This is a genomic window from Haliea sp. E17 (assembly GCF_048323675.1).
Lineage (GTDB): Bacteria > Pseudomonadota > Gammaproteobacteria > Pseudomonadales > Halieaceae > Mangrovimicrobium.
On sequence record NZ_JBLWFK010000004.1, the window covers coordinates 534389 to 550352 of the forward strand.

General features: G+C 62.2%; 18 protein-coding genes. 3 read left to right on the plus strand and 15 right to left on the minus strand.

Annotated features, from left to right (window positions below):
- Positions 1–105 precede the first annotated feature (105 nt).
- Positions 106–312 (plus strand): cold-shock protein, encoded by a 207-nt coding sequence (locus ACNKU3_RS12995; protein WP_418259902.1) that lies wholly within the window; start codon positions 106–108, stop codon positions 310–312.
- A 93-nt stretch (positions 313–405) separates the two neighbouring features.
- On the opposite strand, the gene ACNKU3_RS13000 is transcribed toward ACNKU3_RS12995, so the two are convergent.
- From ACNKU3_RS13000 to lgt, 10 genes are all read right to left on the minus strand, one after another.
- Positions 406–1767 carry a tetratricopeptide repeat protein gene (locus ACNKU3_RS13000; RefSeq protein ID WP_418259903.1) on the minus strand — a complete coding sequence of 454 codons (1362 nt, stop codon included), beginning with the start codon at positions 1765–1767 and terminating at the stop codon, positions 406–408.
- Between the two features lie 15 nt (positions 1768–1782).
- On the minus strand, positions 1783–2385 hold the full coding sequence (locus ACNKU3_RS13005; RefSeq protein WP_418259904.1) for an energy transducer TonB: 603 nt from the start codon (positions 2383–2385) through the stop codon (positions 1783–1785).
- 6 nt (positions 2386–2391) lie between these two features.
- Positions 2392–2745 (minus strand): ExbD/TolR family protein, encoded by a 354-nt coding sequence (locus ACNKU3_RS13010; protein WP_418260004.1) that lies wholly within the window; start codon positions 2743–2745, stop codon positions 2392–2394.
- Positions 2746–2816: 71 nt separating this feature from the next.
- Entirely contained in the window at positions 2817–3224 is a 408-nt protein-coding gene (locus ACNKU3_RS13015) for an ExbD/TolR family protein (protein WP_418259905.1), read from the minus strand.
- Positions 3225–3235: 11 nt separating this feature from the next.
- Positions 3236–3763: a MotA/TolQ/ExbB proton channel family protein gene (locus ACNKU3_RS13020; protein WP_418259906.1), complete on the minus strand. Its 528-nt coding sequence runs from the start codon at positions 3761–3763 to the stop codon at positions 3236–3238.
- Between the two features lie 3 nt (positions 3764–3766).
- Positions 3767–5155, minus strand: a complete 1389-nt coding sequence (locus ACNKU3_RS13025) for a MotA/TolQ/ExbB proton channel family protein (RefSeq protein ID WP_418259907.1) — start codon at positions 5153–5155, stop codon at positions 3767–3769.
- Between the two features lies 1 nt (position 5156).
- Positions 5157–5942 (minus strand): DUF3450 domain-containing protein, encoded by a 786-nt coding sequence (locus ACNKU3_RS13030; protein WP_418259908.1) that lies wholly within the window; start codon positions 5940–5942, stop codon positions 5157–5159.
- A gap of 232 nt (positions 5943–6174) precedes the next feature.
- Positions 6175–6699 (minus strand): dihydrofolate reductase, encoded by a 525-nt coding sequence (locus tag ACNKU3_RS13035; protein ID WP_418259909.1) that lies wholly within the window; start codon positions 6697–6699, stop codon positions 6175–6177.
- Positions 6696–7529 (minus strand): thymidylate synthase, encoded by an 834-nt coding sequence (locus ACNKU3_RS13040; RefSeq protein ID WP_418259910.1) that lies wholly within the window; start codon positions 7527–7529, stop codon positions 6696–6698. Before ACNKU3_RS13040 ends, ACNKU3_RS13035 begins: the two co-directional genes overlap by 4 nt.
- Complete coding sequence (gene lgt, locus ACNKU3_RS13045; protein ID WP_418259911.1) at positions 7526–8344, minus strand: prolipoprotein diacylglyceryl transferase; 819 nt, start codon at positions 8342–8344, stop codon at positions 7526–7528. Before lgt ends, ACNKU3_RS13040 begins: the two co-directional genes overlap by 4 nt.
- Positions 8345–8467: 123 nt before the next feature.
- On the opposite strand from lgt, the gene ACNKU3_RS13050 reads away from it, so the two are divergent.
- Positions 8468–9229 carry an NRDE family protein gene (locus ACNKU3_RS13050; RefSeq protein ID WP_418259912.1) on the plus strand — a complete coding sequence of 254 codons (762 nt, stop codon included), beginning with the start codon at positions 8468–8470 and terminating at the stop codon, positions 9227–9229.
- 2 nt (positions 9230–9231) lie between these two features.
- On the opposite strand, the gene ptsP is transcribed toward ACNKU3_RS13050, so the two are convergent.
- On the minus strand, positions 9232–11496 hold the full coding sequence (gene ptsP / locus ACNKU3_RS13055) for a phosphoenolpyruvate--protein phosphotransferase (RefSeq protein ID WP_418259913.1): 2265 nt from the start codon (positions 11494–11496) through the stop codon (positions 9232–9234).
- 4 nt (positions 11497–11500) lie between these two features.
- Positions 11501–12001: an RNA pyrophosphohydrolase gene (locus tag ACNKU3_RS13060; RefSeq protein WP_418259914.1), complete on the minus strand. Its 501-nt coding sequence runs from the start codon at positions 11999–12001 to the stop codon at positions 11501–11503.
- 129 nt (positions 12002–12130) lie between these two features.
- On the opposite strand from ACNKU3_RS13060, the gene ACNKU3_RS13065 reads away from it, so the two are divergent.
- On the plus strand, positions 12131–12799 hold the full coding sequence (locus ACNKU3_RS13065) for an HAD family hydrolase (protein WP_418259915.1): 669 nt from the start codon (positions 12131–12133) through the stop codon (positions 12797–12799).
- Positions 12800–13086: 287 nt separating this feature from the next.
- Here the strand turns inward: ACNKU3_RS13065 and asnS are convergent, their stop codons facing one another.
- From asnS to ACNKU3_RS13080, 3 genes are all read right to left on the minus strand, one after another.
- Complete coding sequence (gene asnS / locus ACNKU3_RS13070; RefSeq protein WP_418259916.1) at positions 13087–14484, minus strand: asparagine--tRNA ligase; 1398 nt, start codon at positions 14482–14484, stop codon at positions 13087–13089.
- 59 nt (positions 14485–14543) lie between these two features.
- Positions 14544–15113 carry a hypothetical protein gene (locus tag ACNKU3_RS13075; RefSeq protein WP_418259917.1) on the minus strand — a complete coding sequence of 190 codons (570 nt, stop codon included), beginning with the start codon at positions 15111–15113 and terminating at the stop codon, positions 14544–14546.
- 148 nt (positions 15114–15261) lie between these two features.
- Positions 15262–15891 (minus strand): phosphoadenosine phosphosulfate reductase family protein, encoded by a 630-nt coding sequence (locus tag ACNKU3_RS13080; protein ID WP_418259918.1) that lies wholly within the window; start codon positions 15889–15891, stop codon positions 15262–15264.
- Between the last annotated feature and the right edge of the window lie 73 nt (positions 15892–15964).

Sequence of the window (15964 nt, forward strand, 5' to 3'; positions counted from 1 at the left end):
AGGATTTGGTATGCGCTCGAAGTTCCGCTGAGGTCCTTTGCACGTCTCCAAGTACTTTATTGGCAGTTCCCCGCACGGGGCGTTTCATCTAGACAGGTAATATGTATGTCCACCACCACTGGCACCGTTAAATGGTTTAACGAAAGTAAGGGCTTTGGTTTTATCGCTCGCGAAGACGGCCCGGACGTCTTCGTTCATTTCAGCGCCATCCAGGGCGACGGCTTTCGTACACTTGCTGACGGGCAAAAAGTCCAGTTTGAAGTGACCGAGGGCCAGAAAGGTCCTCAAGCGGCAAACGTTGTAGCGCTGTAACAGCACCCAATAAAAAAGGAGCTTTCAAAGCTCCTTTTTTATTTCTATTGCTGTAAAGGGAAGAGCCAGTCATCACACCGGCTCTGGCCAGGTTCAGCCCTCTGCAAGGCTGCGCTGACGCTCCAGTTCGGAATCCATAAACTTGATCCACTGGCTCGCATATTCCTGGGACCGCTTGTCCTTGGCGGCAGCCTGGAATGCATCGCGCGCTTTCGCGTACTGCTTGGTATTGAAGTAAGCCATACCGAGCACCAGTCGAGCCGTATCGGGGCGGCGTACACCTCCGCGTGACAGGCCCTTGTTGATCGCGTCAATCGCCTTCTCATTCTGGTCGCCGTCGAGGTAGATATTACCCAGTCGGGCGTACAGTTCACCGGAATCGGACTTGGCCGCGGCCTTTTCCATCGCCGGGATGGATTTGTCCACTTCCTGTGCCTGGCGCCAGGCGCCACCGGTGATTTCCCAGTTCTTCGAGGTGTCCTCGATGGAGCCGTCCTTGAGGCCCTTGTCCATGACTTTGGCCGCGTAGTAGGGAAGCTCGCCGTTCAGGTAGAGGTAGGCCATGGTGACCTGCTCGGTCCCCTTGTCCAGCACGCCCTGCACATAGGCGGTATCCATCGCCGCCAGCTGCTCTTTCTCCTTCTTCTGCTCGCCGTACATGTGCGACAGCTGTACCCAGTAATCCTTCTTCGGGTAGTAGGTCAGCAGAATTTCGAGCATCGCCACGGTATTCTTGACGTCGTTTTTCTCGAAGTAGAGGAAACGCGCCAGGTTGTACCACTGCTCCTTGGCCGGCTTGCGCTCGGCAGCGGGCTTGTCGGCCTGCCGCTGGTTGTGCATGCTGATCGCCTTTTCGACATTGCTCAGGGCCTTGTCGTAGTCTTTCAGCTGGTAGTAACCCTGGGCGAGCAGTACATAGGCGTCCGGATTCGGGGAGTCGGTCATCTTGAACCATTCGTTCAAGGCATTGATACCCTTCTGCCACTGCTCCTGCACGAAATACAGCTGTGCCACGGTGAAGCGGGTATTGATCTCCATCGCCAGCGGGATGTCCGGCTGCGCAATGACCCTCTCGTAAGCTTTCAGGGCATTGGCGTAGTCACCGCGCTCGTAATAAATGAACGCGTACATGTTCCAGACGTTGGCAAGTTCATAGCTGTTCAGCTCGTTCTTGCCGCCGGCGCCGATCAGTTCGTCGAGCAGCTTCTGGGCAGTTTTCATGTCCTTGGCTTCGGCCGCAACCTGGGCCTCGGACAGTTTTTCATAGACCTTGGCCCGCAGTGCCGGAGTACGGCGGGTTTCACGCTGGTCGGGCTGTTTGTCCTGTGCCATTACCGTTGACAGGGCGGAGAAGCCCATGTCGCTTTGCAGCTGGGTAACGGCAACCTGGGCGACCAGCACCGGGAGCGCGAACAACGCGGCGCGACTCCAGGTTTTTGGATGCAACAATTTCATATCACTTACGCCTCGTTACTCTTCCAGCTCATAGGTGAACTTGTTCTGTACACCGGGCACTTCGATCGCCTGGCCGTCCATCACACGGGGCTTGTACTTGAACTTCATCGCCGCACTAACCGACGCCTTCTCGAACACGCCAGAGGGCTGGCAGTCGACCGGCTGGGGATCGCGGATCGCACCCGAGGTGGTCACGGTGTATTCGACGATGCAGTAGCCGGTGATGCCGCGGGTCTGGGCCCGGCGCGGATAGATCGGCGCGACCTTCACGATCGGCAGGTATTCGCCATCGGTACCGACACCACCGCTGACATCGACATTCACATCGACCTTGGCGGTCGGCGCAGTGTTAACAATGTCGATATCCACGTCCATGTCGAGCTCCGGGGTTTCCATTTCCGGCGGCGGTTCTTCGGGATCCTCGACCTTGTCGGGCTTCTTGACTTCCCGCTGGGTCTCGATCTCCTTGTCCTGGCGCACGATCTCGGCAACCTTGGTCGCCTTGACGTCGGGGTTTTCGAAGTTGCGGTCGATCAGTTTGTACATGATCACAAACAGACCGAGCGCGGTGGGAACGGCGAGCAGAATCGCCACAATCATTCTTACAGACTTACCCATTTCTACTTACCCCGCCTCTTCCGTAGATGCACACAGAGGCGAGCCTTCCATCAACGGCTTCAATATCGTGAACAATTTGCTTACTACGCCGGTCGGTGAATCGACGTCCGCCTGGATCACGAAGTTGGCCTTCGGCGACTCCTTCTTGGCCGCTTCCGCCAGGCGGCGGGCGTTGTCCAGGGATATCTCCTTCTTGTCGTAGTAGATATCGCCGAGCGCAGTTACCGCGAAGATAATCGTGCCGCGCTCACAGGCGCCGGTCGAAACCGCTTCGGTCTTGGTGATCTCGACACCGGGTTCTTTCACAAAGGAAGACGTTACGATAAAGAAGATGAGCATAATGAAGACCACATCCAGCATCGGGGTCAGGTCGATTTCACCCTCCCCGCCACCCTGGGCTGCGGCTCCGCCACCGGAACTCCCACGCCTACTCACTTCTTCGCCTCCTCTGGCCAGTTCACAGCTATCACCCCAGCTTCTCGGGCGGCGTCACCTACTTCGATCAGTGTCCTGGAAGTAGCACCGGGCTCGGTTTTCACCACAAAGGCCTGTTCGGGATCGGACGCCAGCAGTTTCGCAACGTTGGCGCGCACCGCCCGGATATCGATCCGGCGGTTCTCCATCCAGATCTGGTCGTCACCGGTGATGGTGACCACGATACTTGTCGCATCTGACGGATCCGCCTGGGATTTATCAGGCCGGTTGACTTCGATACCGGCTTCCTTGAGGAAGGAAGCGACGACGATAAAGAAGATCAGCATGATAAAGACCACGTCGAGCATCGGCGTCAGGTCGATCTCTGCCTGGTCGGCATCCGCATTTTTGTTTCGTTTACGCATTAACTACGCTCTCAATGATCTGTTGTCAGGTTGTCCTGCAAGAATTCACTTTCGCGCTGGGCAATCCTGGTCACGTAGGTGTTGCCGAATACTCCGGACAACGCTGCCACCATGCCGGCCATGGTGGGGATGGTGGCCTGTTGCACACCACCCGCCATGGACTTGGCGTCGCCGCCGCCGGTCACAGCCATCACGTTGAAGACCTCGATCATCCCGGTCACCGTACCCAGCAGACCGAGCAGCGGACAGAGCGCCACCAGGGTCTTGATCACCGGGAGGTACTGGCTGATCTGCATCCGGCACTCGGAAATCAGCTTGTCGCGAACCTGGTGGGCATTCCAGGACTTGCGCTCGGGGCGGCTTTCCCAGGCAGTAATCGCCTTGGCCACATCCGACTTCCAGCCCATCTTGAAATAGCAGATTCGCTCGAAGATCAACATCCACATGACGAAGAGCAGGGCGGCAATAAGCCACAGCACGTCGCCGCCCTTGTCCATGAAGCCCATGATGGCTTCATACAAACCTCCTAATCCGACCATGTCTTAAGACCTCAGGTTGGCTTCGGTGTGCTCCGCGATGATACCGGTGGTCTGCTCGTCCAGGATGTGGACGATGCGCTGGGCACGACCGTTGACGAAGGTGTGCAGCAGGACGACGGGGATCGCCACCAGCAGGCCGAGAACCGTGGTCACCAGAGCGCTGGAGATACCGCCGGCCATTGCCTTGGGATCGCCGGCACCGAAGATGGTGATGGCCTGGAAGGTAATGATCATACCGGTCACCGTACCCAGCAGACCCATCAGCGGTGCGATGGCCGCGATGATCTTCAGTACAGTAAGACCGCTTTCCAGTTTCGGAGTTTCCTTCAGGATGCCTTCGGAGAGCTTCAGTTCCAGCGTCTCGGTATCCATGTTGGGGTTGTCCTCGTGAATCTTCAGGACGCGACCCAGCGGGTTGTTGGTGTTGGCCTTGTCGGACTTGAGCTGGGCGCTAACCTTGCCACCGACGATGGTCAGCACGATCAGGCGCCATACGGCCAGGATCAGTGCGAACACACCCACTGCGGTGATTGCATAACCCACGTAGCCACCCTGGTGCCAGCGCTCCTCGAGGGTCGGGCTGTTGATCAGGGCAGACAGGTAGGAACCGCCGGTCGGACCGGTCGGGTCAACACCGAACTTGTTCATGCCGCCGGAAGAGGCGACCAGGGACTTGGCCCAGCTCTGGTAAGAGCCGGAGGGCTGGCGAGCCAGTTCTTCCAGGCTGCCTTTACCCGGCTGGTAGCTCAGGTACTTGCCTTCGTCGGAGACGACGTTGAAGGTACCGACACGCACCACGCGCTGTTGCAGTTTGTCGCCGTTCGGCTTGGTGACTTCGGCGTCGAAGGATACCACGCGGCCGGACTCGACCATCTCCCGGTTCATCTCGTACCAGACGCGCTCGATTTCCTCGATGGAGGGCAGCTTGTCGGACTGGCTCATTTTCTCGATGAGTTCTTTCAGGAACGCTTCACGACCGGGGTATTCGGCGGAAGTGAGCGAGTTTTCCAGGTTGCGGGCGAGGTCACCGGCGGAGGAAGTCAGGTGACCGAACAGCTCGGACAGGGTACCCAGCTTCTCGCGCAGCTGCTGCTGCTTGGCCGCCACCTGCAGCTCGTTTTCCTCGAATTTGCCTTCGAGGTCAGCAGAGATCTGCTCCTGGCGGGTGCGTTCGGCTTCGGCGCGCTTCAGCTCTGCAGCCTGGTTGGCCTTGTCCTTGGCGAAGCGCTGCTCGCGCTCGCGGTTTTCCTGGGCAGCATTTACCTGGCCGCGTTTTACGAACTCCAGCAGCTGGTCCAGGCTCTGCGCTTCCTGGGCCACGGCACCGGTGGAAATCGTCAACAGGCCGGCGAATGCAGTTGCCGCGACGGCCTTCACTAATTTGATACTCATGTTACTTGGCCTCCGGTGCGGCAATAGGCAGGGTCAGCAGGTCGATGGCGGCCTCTTTGCGAGCGATGCGCAGTCCCGACATGATGGCGTTGCGGTATTCACCGCGATCCAGCGGTACCCATGTGCGGCTGGCCTGATCCCAGGCGCCGGACAGCTCGGTGTCGGTGGTCTGGTACAGCAGGGCTACACGACCGACGCTGAGGAAGTTGACTTCACGCTCCTGGCCATCGATTTCTACCGATCCCTTGTAGGCTTCGATGCTGCGACCGTATTCATTTTCGATCTGGTACGCTTCAAGCACCTGACGGAATTTCTCCGCGATGCTGACGTCAGCGCGATCCACGTTGGCGCGCAGGAAGGCGACACGCTGGTTGCGCTCGTCCATGTGGAAGGGCACGTCCAGCTCGATGAATTTTTCCAGGCCGTCGATCATGCGGATGACAAGCGGGGTCATCTGGCGCTGGATCACGGTTACCTGGTCGATGGACTCATCGATTTCCGACATCCGCTTCACCTGGTCGTCGATCTGGCGCTGCAGGCGGGCGTTGTAGACCTTGAGGCCGTCGATCTGCTTGTTGACTGTTTTGTAGTCATTCAGCAGGTCGCGGGTCTCGTCGGCCAGCTTGTCGATTTTGACCTGCGAAGCCCGAGCGGCGTCGTGTTTGGCTTCACCAACATTGATAACGGAGTCAAGCGTACTGGCCTGCGCTGTCGTGCTCAGGCCCCCGAGGGCGCCCGCTGTGACAAGCGCAGCGATCAGTGCATTTTTTAATCGATGCATAGTCATGGGAGTTTTGTTTCCTGTGTCCAACAAAAGAAGAAGCGGCTCTGAGTAAACCGGGGATCGGAATTACACTAAGTGAATAACAACAGAGTCGGTATACAGAGGGACCTCATTTAAGCTGATTGCAAAATTATTTTCAATTTTCCGACGCACCTGATTGTTCCTCTCTGCACAAGCGGGAAATAAGGTAACACCTGTCAAAGTGCGATACCATCTGCGGTAACACTTTTCTACCCTAACGGGTTAGAAAATCGCGTTCAAATGTCACAAAGCTGTAGTCACAGGGGTTCTCAGCGTCGTTGGCGTGACGCTCCCGACTGACCTCGCGCCACTCATGCCAGTCAATTGATGGCAGCATCGTGTCACCATTTAACACCTTATGAATCTCGGTGAGGTAGATGCGATCGGTGTCGGGTAACAGCTGCCGGTACAGTTCCGCCCCGCCGATCACCATGACCTCAGCCACCCCCGCTGCGAGCGCCAGGTCCCGCCCCCGGGCCAGGGCCGCAGCTGCATCATTGGCCACGTGGACACCCTCAGCCCCCCACCCCGGGTTGCGGGTCACCACGACATTGGCGCGGCCCGGCAGCGGCCGGCCAATCGACTCGAAGGTCTTGCGCCCCATCAGCACGGGCTTGCCCATGGTGATCCTGCGGAAGTGGCGCAAGTCCGCGGGCAGGTGCCAGGGCATGCCGCCATCGCGCCCGATCACGCCGTTGTCGGTAGCTGCCACGATCAGGGCGATCACCGGCTCGCTCATATCGCCACCGGAGCCGCGATATGCGCGTGCGGCTGGTAGTCCAGTATCTCGAAGTCCTCGAAGCGATAGCCGTAGATGCTGTCAGGCTTGCGCAGGATGTTGAGCCGGGGCAGGGCCCGCGGTTCCCGCGCCAGCTGCTCACGCACCTGTTCGAAGTGATTGCTGTAGAGATGGGAGTCACCGGTGGTGATGATGATCTCGCCGGGCTCGAGGTCGCACTGCTGGCACAGCATGTGGGTCAGCAGGGCCAGGCTCGCCGTGTTGTAGGGCAGGCCGAGGAAACTGTCGCTGGAGCGGATATAGAGCTGCGCCGAGAGCCGGCCGCCCGCCACGTAGAACTGGTAGAGCAGGTGGCAGGGCGGCAGCGCCATGCGCCCGGCGCGGGCATTGTCCTGGGGGCTGACCTTTTCATCCGGCAGGTACTCCACGTTCCAGCCGTGGAACAGGATGCGGCGGCTGTCCGGGTTGTTGCGCAGGCAGTCGACCACGTAATCGATCTGGTTGATGTGGCCGCCGTCGCGGGTGGGCCAGGCGGTCCACTGGGCGCCGTAGATGGGTCCGAGGTCGCCGCTTTCCGTGGCCCACTCATCCCAGATGGAGACACCGTTCTCCTTCAGCCAGCGGGTGTTGGTGTCGCCGTTGAGGAACCAGATGAGCTCGTTGGCTATGCCCTTGAAGTGCAGCTTCTTGGTAGTGAGCAACGGAAAACCAGCGGCGAGGTCGTGGCGGAACTGGCGGCCGAACACCGACAGGGTACCCGTGCCGGTGCGGTCGTCCTTGCGCACGCCGTTGTCGAGAATATCCTGCAACAGGTCGAGGTACTGTTTCATGTCTTGCTCACGCTCCCGGCTGAACTGGACCGCCCCTGGCCGCGGTAGGCGACGACCAGCAACACGATACCGATAATGATCATCGGGGTGCTTAGCAGCTGGCCCCGGGTCAGCCAGCCGAAGGCATCGAAACCGATATGCGCATCCGGCTCGCGGAAAAATTCGACGAAAAAGCGCGCGCAGCCATAGATCAGCGAAAACAGGCCGGACACCGCGCAGGTTGGCCGCGGCTTCGAAGAAAACAGGTAGAGCACCGTAAACAGCAGCACCCCCTCGAGGGCGAACTGGTAGAGCTGCGAGGGATGCCGCGCCAGCTGCGCCGGGTCCGCGGGAAACACCATTGCCCAGGGTACATCGGTGGGCCTGCCCCACAGTTCCTGGCCGATGAAGTTACCCAGCCTGCCGAGCCCCAGCCCTACAGGTACCAGCGGCGCCACGAAATCCATCAGTTTCCAGAAGGGGATGCTGTTGCGCCGACCGAACAGCCACATGGCGAACAGCACGCCGAGGAATCCGCCGTGGAAGGACATGCCACCCTCCCAGACGCGCAGCGCCCAGCTCGGGTCCTCGACCAGGTGCTTGCCGCCGTAGAGGAAGGTGTAGCCGATCCTGCCGCCCAGCACCACGCCGAGGGCGGCGTAGAACACCAGGTCGTCGAGTTGCTCCCGGCGCACCGGACTCCAGGGCAGGGCGCAACGGCGCCGGGCCAGCAACCAGCCCACCGCGATACCGGTGAGGTAGGCCAGGCCGTACCAGTGGACTTTCAGCGGGCCGATGGCGACAGCGACCGGATCGATTTGCGGGTATGGCAGCATGGGGGGTACCGTGCGAATGAGCGCGTATTATGTTGCAGCGATTGCCGTTTCTCAATTCCGCCCCGGTTCCGGGCGACGCCGCAGTATTCCACCGGAAGGTTACAGCGGGTAAGCTTGCCCCGCATGTGCCTGATATTGTTTTCCTGGCGGCAGCGCGCCGACATTCCGCTGCTGCTCGCCGCCAACCGCGATGAATTCCACGCCCGCCCCTCGCGGGCCGCCGGCTTCTGGCCGGAGCACCCGGAAGTGCTGGCGGGCAGGGACCTGCAGGCCGGGGGCACCTGGCTGGGGCTTACCCGCGGCGGCCGCTTTGCGGCAATCACCAACTTTCGCGATCCCTCGCGCACCCGGCCGGCGCCCCGCACCCGCGGCGAACTGACCCTGAACTTCCTGCTGTCGGGGCAATCGGCCGCCGCGTATATCAGCGACATCCGCCGCCACGAGGCCGACTATGCCGGGTTCAACCTCCTGCTCGGCGACGGGCAGGCGCTGTGGTACTACAGCAACACGGGCGGCGGCGCACAGCAGCTCGCGCCGGGCACCTACGGACTCTCCAACGCGCTGCTGGATACCCCCTGGCCGAAGGTCGAACTGGGGCGCGCGGCCTTTGCCCCGGTGCCATCCACCTCCCCTTCACATGAGCAACTGGCGGCAGCGCTGGCAGACCGCAGCATTGCCAGCGAGGCCGGCCTGGCCCTGCAGGGGCTGGAGGGAGAAATGGAGCGGGGCCTGTCCGCGCAGTTTATCGTCGACCCGGTGTACGGCACCCGCGCCACCACTACCTTGTGGCTCGGCGCCGACGGCGACTGCAACTTTCGCGAGATCCGCTACGACAATCGGGGGGAAGAGAGCGGCAGGACCGAAGAGACCTTCCGCAGCACCTGAATCTAGTCCACCGGCTTGTGGATGTAGCGCTGCATGCCGTGGTCGCTGAGGAAGGTCACCATGCGCTCCTGGATGGTTTCCGCCCGCTCCATCTGCAACACCTCGGCGAGCAGCGCCCGGGCTTCGGCCAGGGTGATATTGCGCAGCGCGTTCTTGACCCGCGGCAGGCTGGTGGCGTTCATCGACAGCACCTCGTAACCCATCGCCATCAACAACACCGCGCCCGCGGGATCGCCGGCGAGCTCACCGCAGATGCTCACCCGCTTGCCCTCGCGCATGGCGGCGTCGGCCACGGCAACCAGGGCGTGCAGGACCGCGGGATGCATCGCGTGGTACAGATCCGCCACCCGGGCATTGTTGCGGTCGACCGCGAGCAGGTACTGGGTGAGGTCGTTGGAGCCGACCGAGAGAAAGTCCACCCGCCGGGCCAATTCCCGGGCCTGGTAGACCGCCGAGGGCACTTCCACCATCACGCCGATGAGCGGCAGTTCGGTCTCGATCCCCTCCTGGAGAATTTCCTGATGGCTGCGCTGGATCAGCTGCAGGGCCTCGTCGAGTTCGGCGACATTGCAGATCATCGGCAGCATGATGCTCAGGTTGTTGAGGCCGGCATTGGCTTTCAGCATCGCCCGCACCTGGGACAGGAAAATCTCCGGGTGGTCGAGGGTCACGCGGATGCCCCGCCAGCCGAGGAAGGGGTTGTCCTCCTCGATGGGAAAATAGGGCAGCGCCTTGTCGCCGCCGATGTCGAGGGTGCGCATGATCACCGGCCGCGGCGCAAAGGCCTCGAGCTGGCTGCGGTAGATCTGCCGCTGCTCCTCCTCCGAGGGGAAGCGGTCGCGCAGCAGGAAAGGTACCTCGGTGCGATAGAGTCCGACGCCCTCGGCGCCCTGCTCCAGCGAGCGCACCACATCGGCGGTCAGGCCGGTGTTGACGAACAGGGGCAGGCGGTGCCCGTCGAGGGTCTCGCAGGGCAGGTCGCGCAGGGATTCCAGGTCGCGGCTCAACTCCCGGTCGGAGTCCAGCACCGCCTCGAAACGCTGCAGCACCTCCGGCCGCGGGTTGAGGTGAACCGCACCGTTATAGCCGTCGACCACCACCTGGCGCCCCTCGAGGCGGGTATAGGGCAGGTCCACTGCGCCCATCACCGTGGGGATGCCCATGGCCCGGGCGAGAATCGCCACGTGGGAGTTGCCCGAGCCGCGTACGGAAATCAGCCCCGCCAGCTGTTCGCGGGGAATCTCACCCAGCGAAGACGCGGTGAGCTCCTCGCCGACCAGCACCGCCTGCGCGGGATAGGTCTTGACCTGCTTGTCCTCCGCCTGCAGGTGGGCGAGCATGCGGGTTCCCAGGTCCTTCACGTCGACCGCACGCTCCTTGAGGTAACTGTGCTCCATGCGCTCGAAGTGGCGGATGTGCTCGATCATCACCTGGCTCAGCGCACCCTGGGCCCACTGGCCCTCCTTGATCAGGGTGACCACCTCGCGGCCCAGCTTGGAGTCGTCGAGGATGCCGAGATAGACGTCGAACAGGGCGTGATCCTCGGGGGATAACTGGCCGCCCAGGTTATCGGCCACCTGCTGGATATCCTCGCGCACCCGGCGCAGCGCGGTGCGAAACGCGTGCAGTTCCGCGCGGCGGTCGGTAATGGTCTTGCGCGGCACCGCGTAGAGGTCCGCCACCGGCGACACCACCACCGCGGTGCCGATGGCGATCCCCGGCGCACCCGGCACGCCGCTGACCCGGGCGGCGGCGGAGTCATCCTTGCTGTCGGGATCGAAGGAACCGGTCACCCGGGCGTGGGCGATCACCGCGGCCAGCTGGGCTGACATGGTGACCAGGAAGGCCTCTTCGCCCTCGTCGAAGCGCCGGCGATCCGCCTGCTGTACGACGAGGACGCCCAGCACCTTGCGCTGGTGGATGATCGGCACGCCGAGGAAGGCGTGGAAGGGCTCTTCGCCGATGTCCGGGAAAAAGCGGAAATTGGGGTGCGCCGGCGCATTGTCCAGGTTGAGCGGCTCCTCCCGTTCGGCGACGGTACCGACCAGACCCTCCCCCGGCCCCAGGCTGGCGACGCCGACCTGGTCCTGGTTGAGGCCCTCGGTGGCGCGGAAAATAAAGCGCTCGCCGCCGCGATCGCGCAGGTAGACACTGCACACCTGGGTGCCCATGGCGTCCCGCACCCGCCGCACGATGATGCGCAGCGCCTCGTCGAGACTGCCTGCGGCGTTGACCTCCTGGACGATATGGCGCAGGGTTTCGAGCATCGGCCTAGCTCCCGGCCTGCAATTCGGTCAGTCGTCCCAGCGGCAGTGCCAGCTCTTTCATGGCCCGGCGGTAGACCTCCCGCTTGAAGGAAATCACCTGGTTCAGCGGGTACCAGTAGCTGACCCACTGCCAGTGGTCAAATTCCGGTTTGTCATTGAGGTCCAGGCACACCGCGTTGTCCTCCGCCAGCAGGCGCAGCAGGTACCATTTCTGCTTCTGGCCGATACAGGCCGGGGTCTGCCCCTTGCGCACATAGCGCTTGGGCAGGCGGTAGCGCAGCCAGCCGCGGGTCGCGCCGAGCACCTCGACGGAATCCGGCCCGAGGCCGACTTCCTCGTAGAGTTCGCGGTACAGGGCCTGCTCGGGGCTCTCGCCCTCGTTGATCCCGCCCTGGGGAAACTGCCAGGCGTCACGCCCCCCGACCCGCCGGGCCCACAGCACCTGCCCGTGGTCGTTGGCGAGGACTATCCCTACGTTAGGCCTGAAACCGTCTTTATCTATCACTGTTGTCGCAATCTTATGGTTGGCGAGCTATTGTTCCACACTTTAAAGCACCTGAGAAATTTACTCCACGGGTAGCAGGCGCTATCCTCCCGCACCCGGTTTGTGACAGTTCAACGGCCCCAAAACTCCATGTCCCTCGCAATATTTGATCTCGACAATACCCTCCTCGGCGGCGACAGCGACTACCTGTGGGGCGAATTCCTCTGCGAGGAGGGCCTGGTGGACGGCGCGCACTTCGCCGCCGAAAACGAGCGCTTCTACTCGGACTACAAGTCGGGCAACCTCGATATCCTCGCCTACCTGCGCTTCGCCCTCGGCCCCCTGCGGGGCCAGCCGCCCGCGGTCCTGGAGGCCTGGCACCGGGAGTTCATGCGCCGCAAGATCGCGCCGCTGATTCTCCCGGAGGGGCTGGAACTGCTGGACAAGCACCGCCGGCTGGGCGACCAGCTGCTGATCATCACGGCGACCAATGCCTTTATCACCCGCCCGATTGCCACCGCACTGGGCGTGGCCGAGCTGCTGGCCTGTGAGGGGGAGATCGTCGACGGCCTCTATACGGGGGAACCGGCGGGGGTTCCCAGTTTCGGTGCGGGCAAGGTGACCCGGCTGAATGACTGGGTCGCGCTGCACGGGGCCAGTCTCGACGGGGCCTGGTTCTACAGTGACTCCCACAATGACCTGCCGCTGCTGGAGGTGGTCGACAACCCGGTGGCGGTGGATCCGGACGAGCGGCTGCGCGCGCATGCGGAGCAGGCGGGTTGGCCCGTGATTTCCTTGCGGGAGAATTGGCCGGGGTGAGCAATCAGGGCGACTTCATGCCCGGAATCAAAACCTCTCCTAACCCCGCTGTCACACCAGCCAGTCGGCTCCAATACCAGATGCGATCCTGCCATGTTGACCACTTGGCGGGCAGGCACTCTGCAGCCCGGGCCACCGACTCCAGCACGCCTCGCCGGGACCGCCAAAAAGCGCACGTCCATGTGCAGGCTCGGCCTCGGACGTCCCTGTCCTCGGACGCCCCGGCGAGGCGTGCTGGAGCCGATGTCCCTGATGGGTTGCCAGCGACTTAACTGGCGTTTGCACTTCTAGAAATGGGCATTGCCGGGGGTTCTGGGGAACGGTATCGCGTCGCGCACGTTTTCCATGCCGGTCACATAGTTCAACAGGCGCTCGAAGCCCAGACCGAAGCCGGCGTGGGGGACGGTGCCGTAGCGGCGCAGGTCGCGGTACCACCAGAGCTCCTCGCGCAGGTGTTCTTCCATGCGTGAATCGAGAACATCGAGGCGCTCCTCGCGCTGGCTGCCGCCGATGATCTCGCCGATGCCGGGGGCCAGGACGTCCATCGCGGCGACGGTTTTGCCGTCGTCGTTGAGGCGCATGTAGAAGGCCTTGATGTCCTTGGGGTAGTTCATCAGGATCACCGGGCGGCCGACGTGTTTCTCGCTCAGGAAGCGCTCGTGCTCGGAGGCGAGATCGACGCCCCAGCTGACCGGGAATTCGAAGGACTCGCCGCAGTTTTCCAGGATCCTGATTGCCTCGGTGTATTCCATGCGCTCGAAGCGGTTGTCAATGACGGCGCGCAGGCGCTCGATGACGGTGTTGTCGATACGCTGCTGGAAGAAGGCCATGTCGTCCTCGCGCTCTTCCAGCACCCGGGTGAACAGGTGCTGCAGCAGGCCCTCGGCGAGGTCGGCGTCGTCCTGCAGGTCGGCGAAGGCGATCTCCGGTTCGACCATCCAGAATTCGGCCAGGTGGCGGCTGGTGTTGGAGTTTTCTGCCCGGAAGGTGGGACCGAAAGTGTAGACATTGCTCATGGCCAGGCAGTAGGACTCCACTTCCAGCTGGCCGGAGACGGTGAGGAAGGCGTCGCCGCCGAAGAAGTCCTGGCTGTAGTCGGGCTTGCCGTCGGCGCCGCGCGGCAGGTTGACGGCGTCGAGGGTGCTCACCCGGAACAGTTCGCCGGCGCCTTCACAGTCGCTGCCGGTGATGATCGGGGTGTTGATCCAGTGGAAGCCCCGCTCGTAGAAGTAGTTGTGGATGGCGTTGGCCAGGGTGGTGCGGACCCGGGTGATGGCGCCAAAGGTATTGGTGCGCGGCCGCAGGTGGGCCTGGGTACGCAGGTACTCGAAGGTGTGGCGCTTCTTGGCGATGGGGTAGCTCTCGGCGTCTTCCACCCAGCCCACGACCTCGACCGCGCTGGCCTGGATCTCCACGCTCTGGCCCTGGCCCTGGGATTCGACCAGTTCGCCGGTGACTATTACCGCACAGCCGGTGGAGAGCTTGAGCACCTCGTCCTGGTAATTGGACAGGGTATCCGGCGCCACGGCCTGGATGGCATCGAAGGCGGAGCCGTCGTGGATGGCGAGGAAGGAAATACCTGCCTTGGAATCGCGCTTGCTGCGCAGCCAGCCGCGTACGGTTACGCTCTGGCCGATGGCTGCGCCGCCCCGCAGGGCGGCGGCAATGGAGAGGATGTCCGGCATGGTTGCTGTCTCCGGGTTGGGGGTATCTCAAAAACCCCGGAGCATACCGGATTGGACACTCAGGGCGCTACGGCAACGCTCTTCTTCATGTTGCGGGTGTAGCGGTTGCCGTCGAGGGTCACGTCCGGCACCACGCCCTTGTCGGAGATCACGAAGCCGAGTACGGAGCCGGACTCCCCAGCCAGTTCGACGCCCTTCGCGGCATCGATTTTCGGCAGGGTCACGTTGCCGTTCTCGCCCACCTTCCAGCTGCTTTTGTTGCGGAAGGTGTTGAGGGCGTCGATGTCGCGGAACACGATGACCTCGGACTTGCTGTGGTGCTGGGCGGTATCCAGGCCGTAGTTGTGGCCGGCATTGGTGTAGTAGGCGACCGGCTTGCCTTTCACCAGCAGTACGCCCTCGCCGTATTGCCCGCCGAGGCCGAAACCGAGGCGGAAGATGTCCGGGAACACCAGTACGCCCGCCGCATCGTCGAGCATTGCGTCGGCGCCCTCGGCCTGCTGCTTGAACTGGTCAAGCACCTTGGAGGTGTTGGTATTGATGTACTCGATGGAGTCCGCCATGACCGGCGGGCAAAGCAGCGAGAAAAGCAGTGTGGCGATAGCGCCATAGCGTGTAGTCGGTTTCATCGTCCCTCCCCTGCGGGCTGTGCCAGGGATGTCTTCAGAGAAGCTCCCGCTGCTGCCTGCAGCGTGGAGTACCGGGCGCAGTTTACACCAGCACGGGCACCGGTGGCGGCAAAAAAATCGAAAAACGCACAGAAATTGTGCGCGGCTGTCAGGCGGCGGTGTGCAGGCCGCATTCGCGGCCGTCGTGGACCTTGGTCGGGTCGAAATAATGCTTGCAGGTGGGCAGCTCGAAGCGCGCCATATAGTCTTCCACCTGCTGGTCGCTCCAGCTGAAGATGGGCGCGACCTTGACGATGCCGCGGCCGTCGACGGAGACGATATCCAGCGACTTGCGGTGCTCGGTTTCCTCCCGGCGAATGCCGGTCAGCCAGATTTGCGGCTTGAATTCCGCCAGCGCGCGGTCAAAGGGTTCCAGCTTGACCTGGCGGGTGAACTCCTGGTGCAGGTCTTCCTCGTCGACGGTAGGGATGCCGCCCATGATGGCGTTGCGCCGCTCGCTGGTCATCTCCGGGGTATAGACGTGCATGTTGAGCCCGAGGTCCTTGATCAGGCGCTCGGCGACAATATAGGTATCGCGCAGGTTATAGCCGGTATCGACCCAGATGGTCGGCAGGTTGCGGTCGATCTGGCTGACCAGGTGCAGCATGACCGCCGCATTGCGCCCCATGCTGGTGGTGGCAATGGTCGGAACCTGCAAGTTCAGCGCCCAGCGCACGACCTCCGCCGCGTCGGCATCACGCAGGGATTCATTCACGCTGTCGAGGTCCAGGTCCAGCACTGCATTACATCTCTTGGGGGCAATCGGAGCCGAACTTTAAAGAATCAAATCCCCCATTACAAATAACGGAAAA

Bases quoted from the DNA above. Each gene is read 5' to 3' on its own strand.
- ACNKU3_RS12995 (WP_418259902.1), top strand. From the start codon at position 106: ATGTCCACCACCACTGGCACCGTTAAATGGTTTAACGAAAGTAAGGGC.
- ACNKU3_RS13000 (WP_418259903.1), bottom strand. From the start codon at position 1,767: ATGAAATTGTTGCATCCAAAAACCTGGAGTCGCGCCGCGTTGTTCGCG.
- ACNKU3_RS13005 (WP_418259904.1), bottom strand. From the start codon at position 2,385: ATGGGTAAGTCTGTAAGAATGATTGTGGCGATTCTGCTCGCCGTTCCC.
- ACNKU3_RS13010 (WP_418260004.1), bottom strand. From the start codon at position 2,745: ATGCTGGATGTGGTCTTCATTATGCTCATCTTCTTTATCGTAACGTCT.
- ACNKU3_RS13015 (WP_418259905.1), bottom strand. From the start codon at position 3,224: ATGCGTAAACGAAACAAAAATGCGGATGCCGACCAGGCAGAGATCGAC.
- ACNKU3_RS13020 (WP_418259906.1), bottom strand. From the start codon at position 3,763: ATGGTCGGATTAGGAGGTTTGTATGAAGCCATCATGGGCTTCATGGAC.
- ACNKU3_RS13025 (WP_418259907.1), bottom strand. From the start codon at position 5,155: ATGAGTATCAAATTAGTGAAGGCCGTCGCGGCAACTGCATTCGCCGGC.
- ACNKU3_RS13030 (WP_418259908.1), bottom strand. From the start codon at position 5,942: ATGACTATGCATCGATTAAAAAATGCACTGATCGCTGCGCTTGTCACA.
- ACNKU3_RS13035 (WP_418259909.1), bottom strand. From the start codon at position 6,699: ATGAGCGAGCCGGTGATCGCCCTGATCGTGGCAGCTACCGACAACGGC.
- ACNKU3_RS13040 (WP_418259910.1), bottom strand. From the start codon at position 7,529: ATGAAACAGTACCTCGACCTGTTGCAGGATATTCTCGACAACGGCGTG.
- lgt (WP_418259911.1), bottom strand. From the start codon at position 8,344: ATGCTGCCATACCCGCAAATCGATCCGGTCGCTGTCGCCATCGGCCCG.
- ACNKU3_RS13050 (WP_418259912.1), top strand. From the start codon at position 8,468: ATGTGCCTGATATTGTTTTCCTGGCGGCAGCGCGCCGACATTCCGCTG.
- ptsP (WP_418259913.1), bottom strand. From the start codon at position 11,496: ATGCTCGAAACCCTGCGCCATATCGTCCAGGAGGTCAACGCCGCAGGC.
- ACNKU3_RS13065 (WP_418259915.1), top strand. From the start codon at position 12,131: ATGTCCCTCGCAATATTTGATCTCGACAATACCCTCCTCGGCGGCGAC.
- asnS (WP_418259916.1), bottom strand. From the start codon at position 14,484: ATGCCGGACATCCTCTCCATTGCCGCCGCCCTGCGGGGCGGCGCAGCC.
- ACNKU3_RS13075 (WP_418259917.1), bottom strand. From the start codon at position 15,113: ATGAAACCGACTACACGCTATGGCGCTATCGCCACACTGCTTTTCTCG.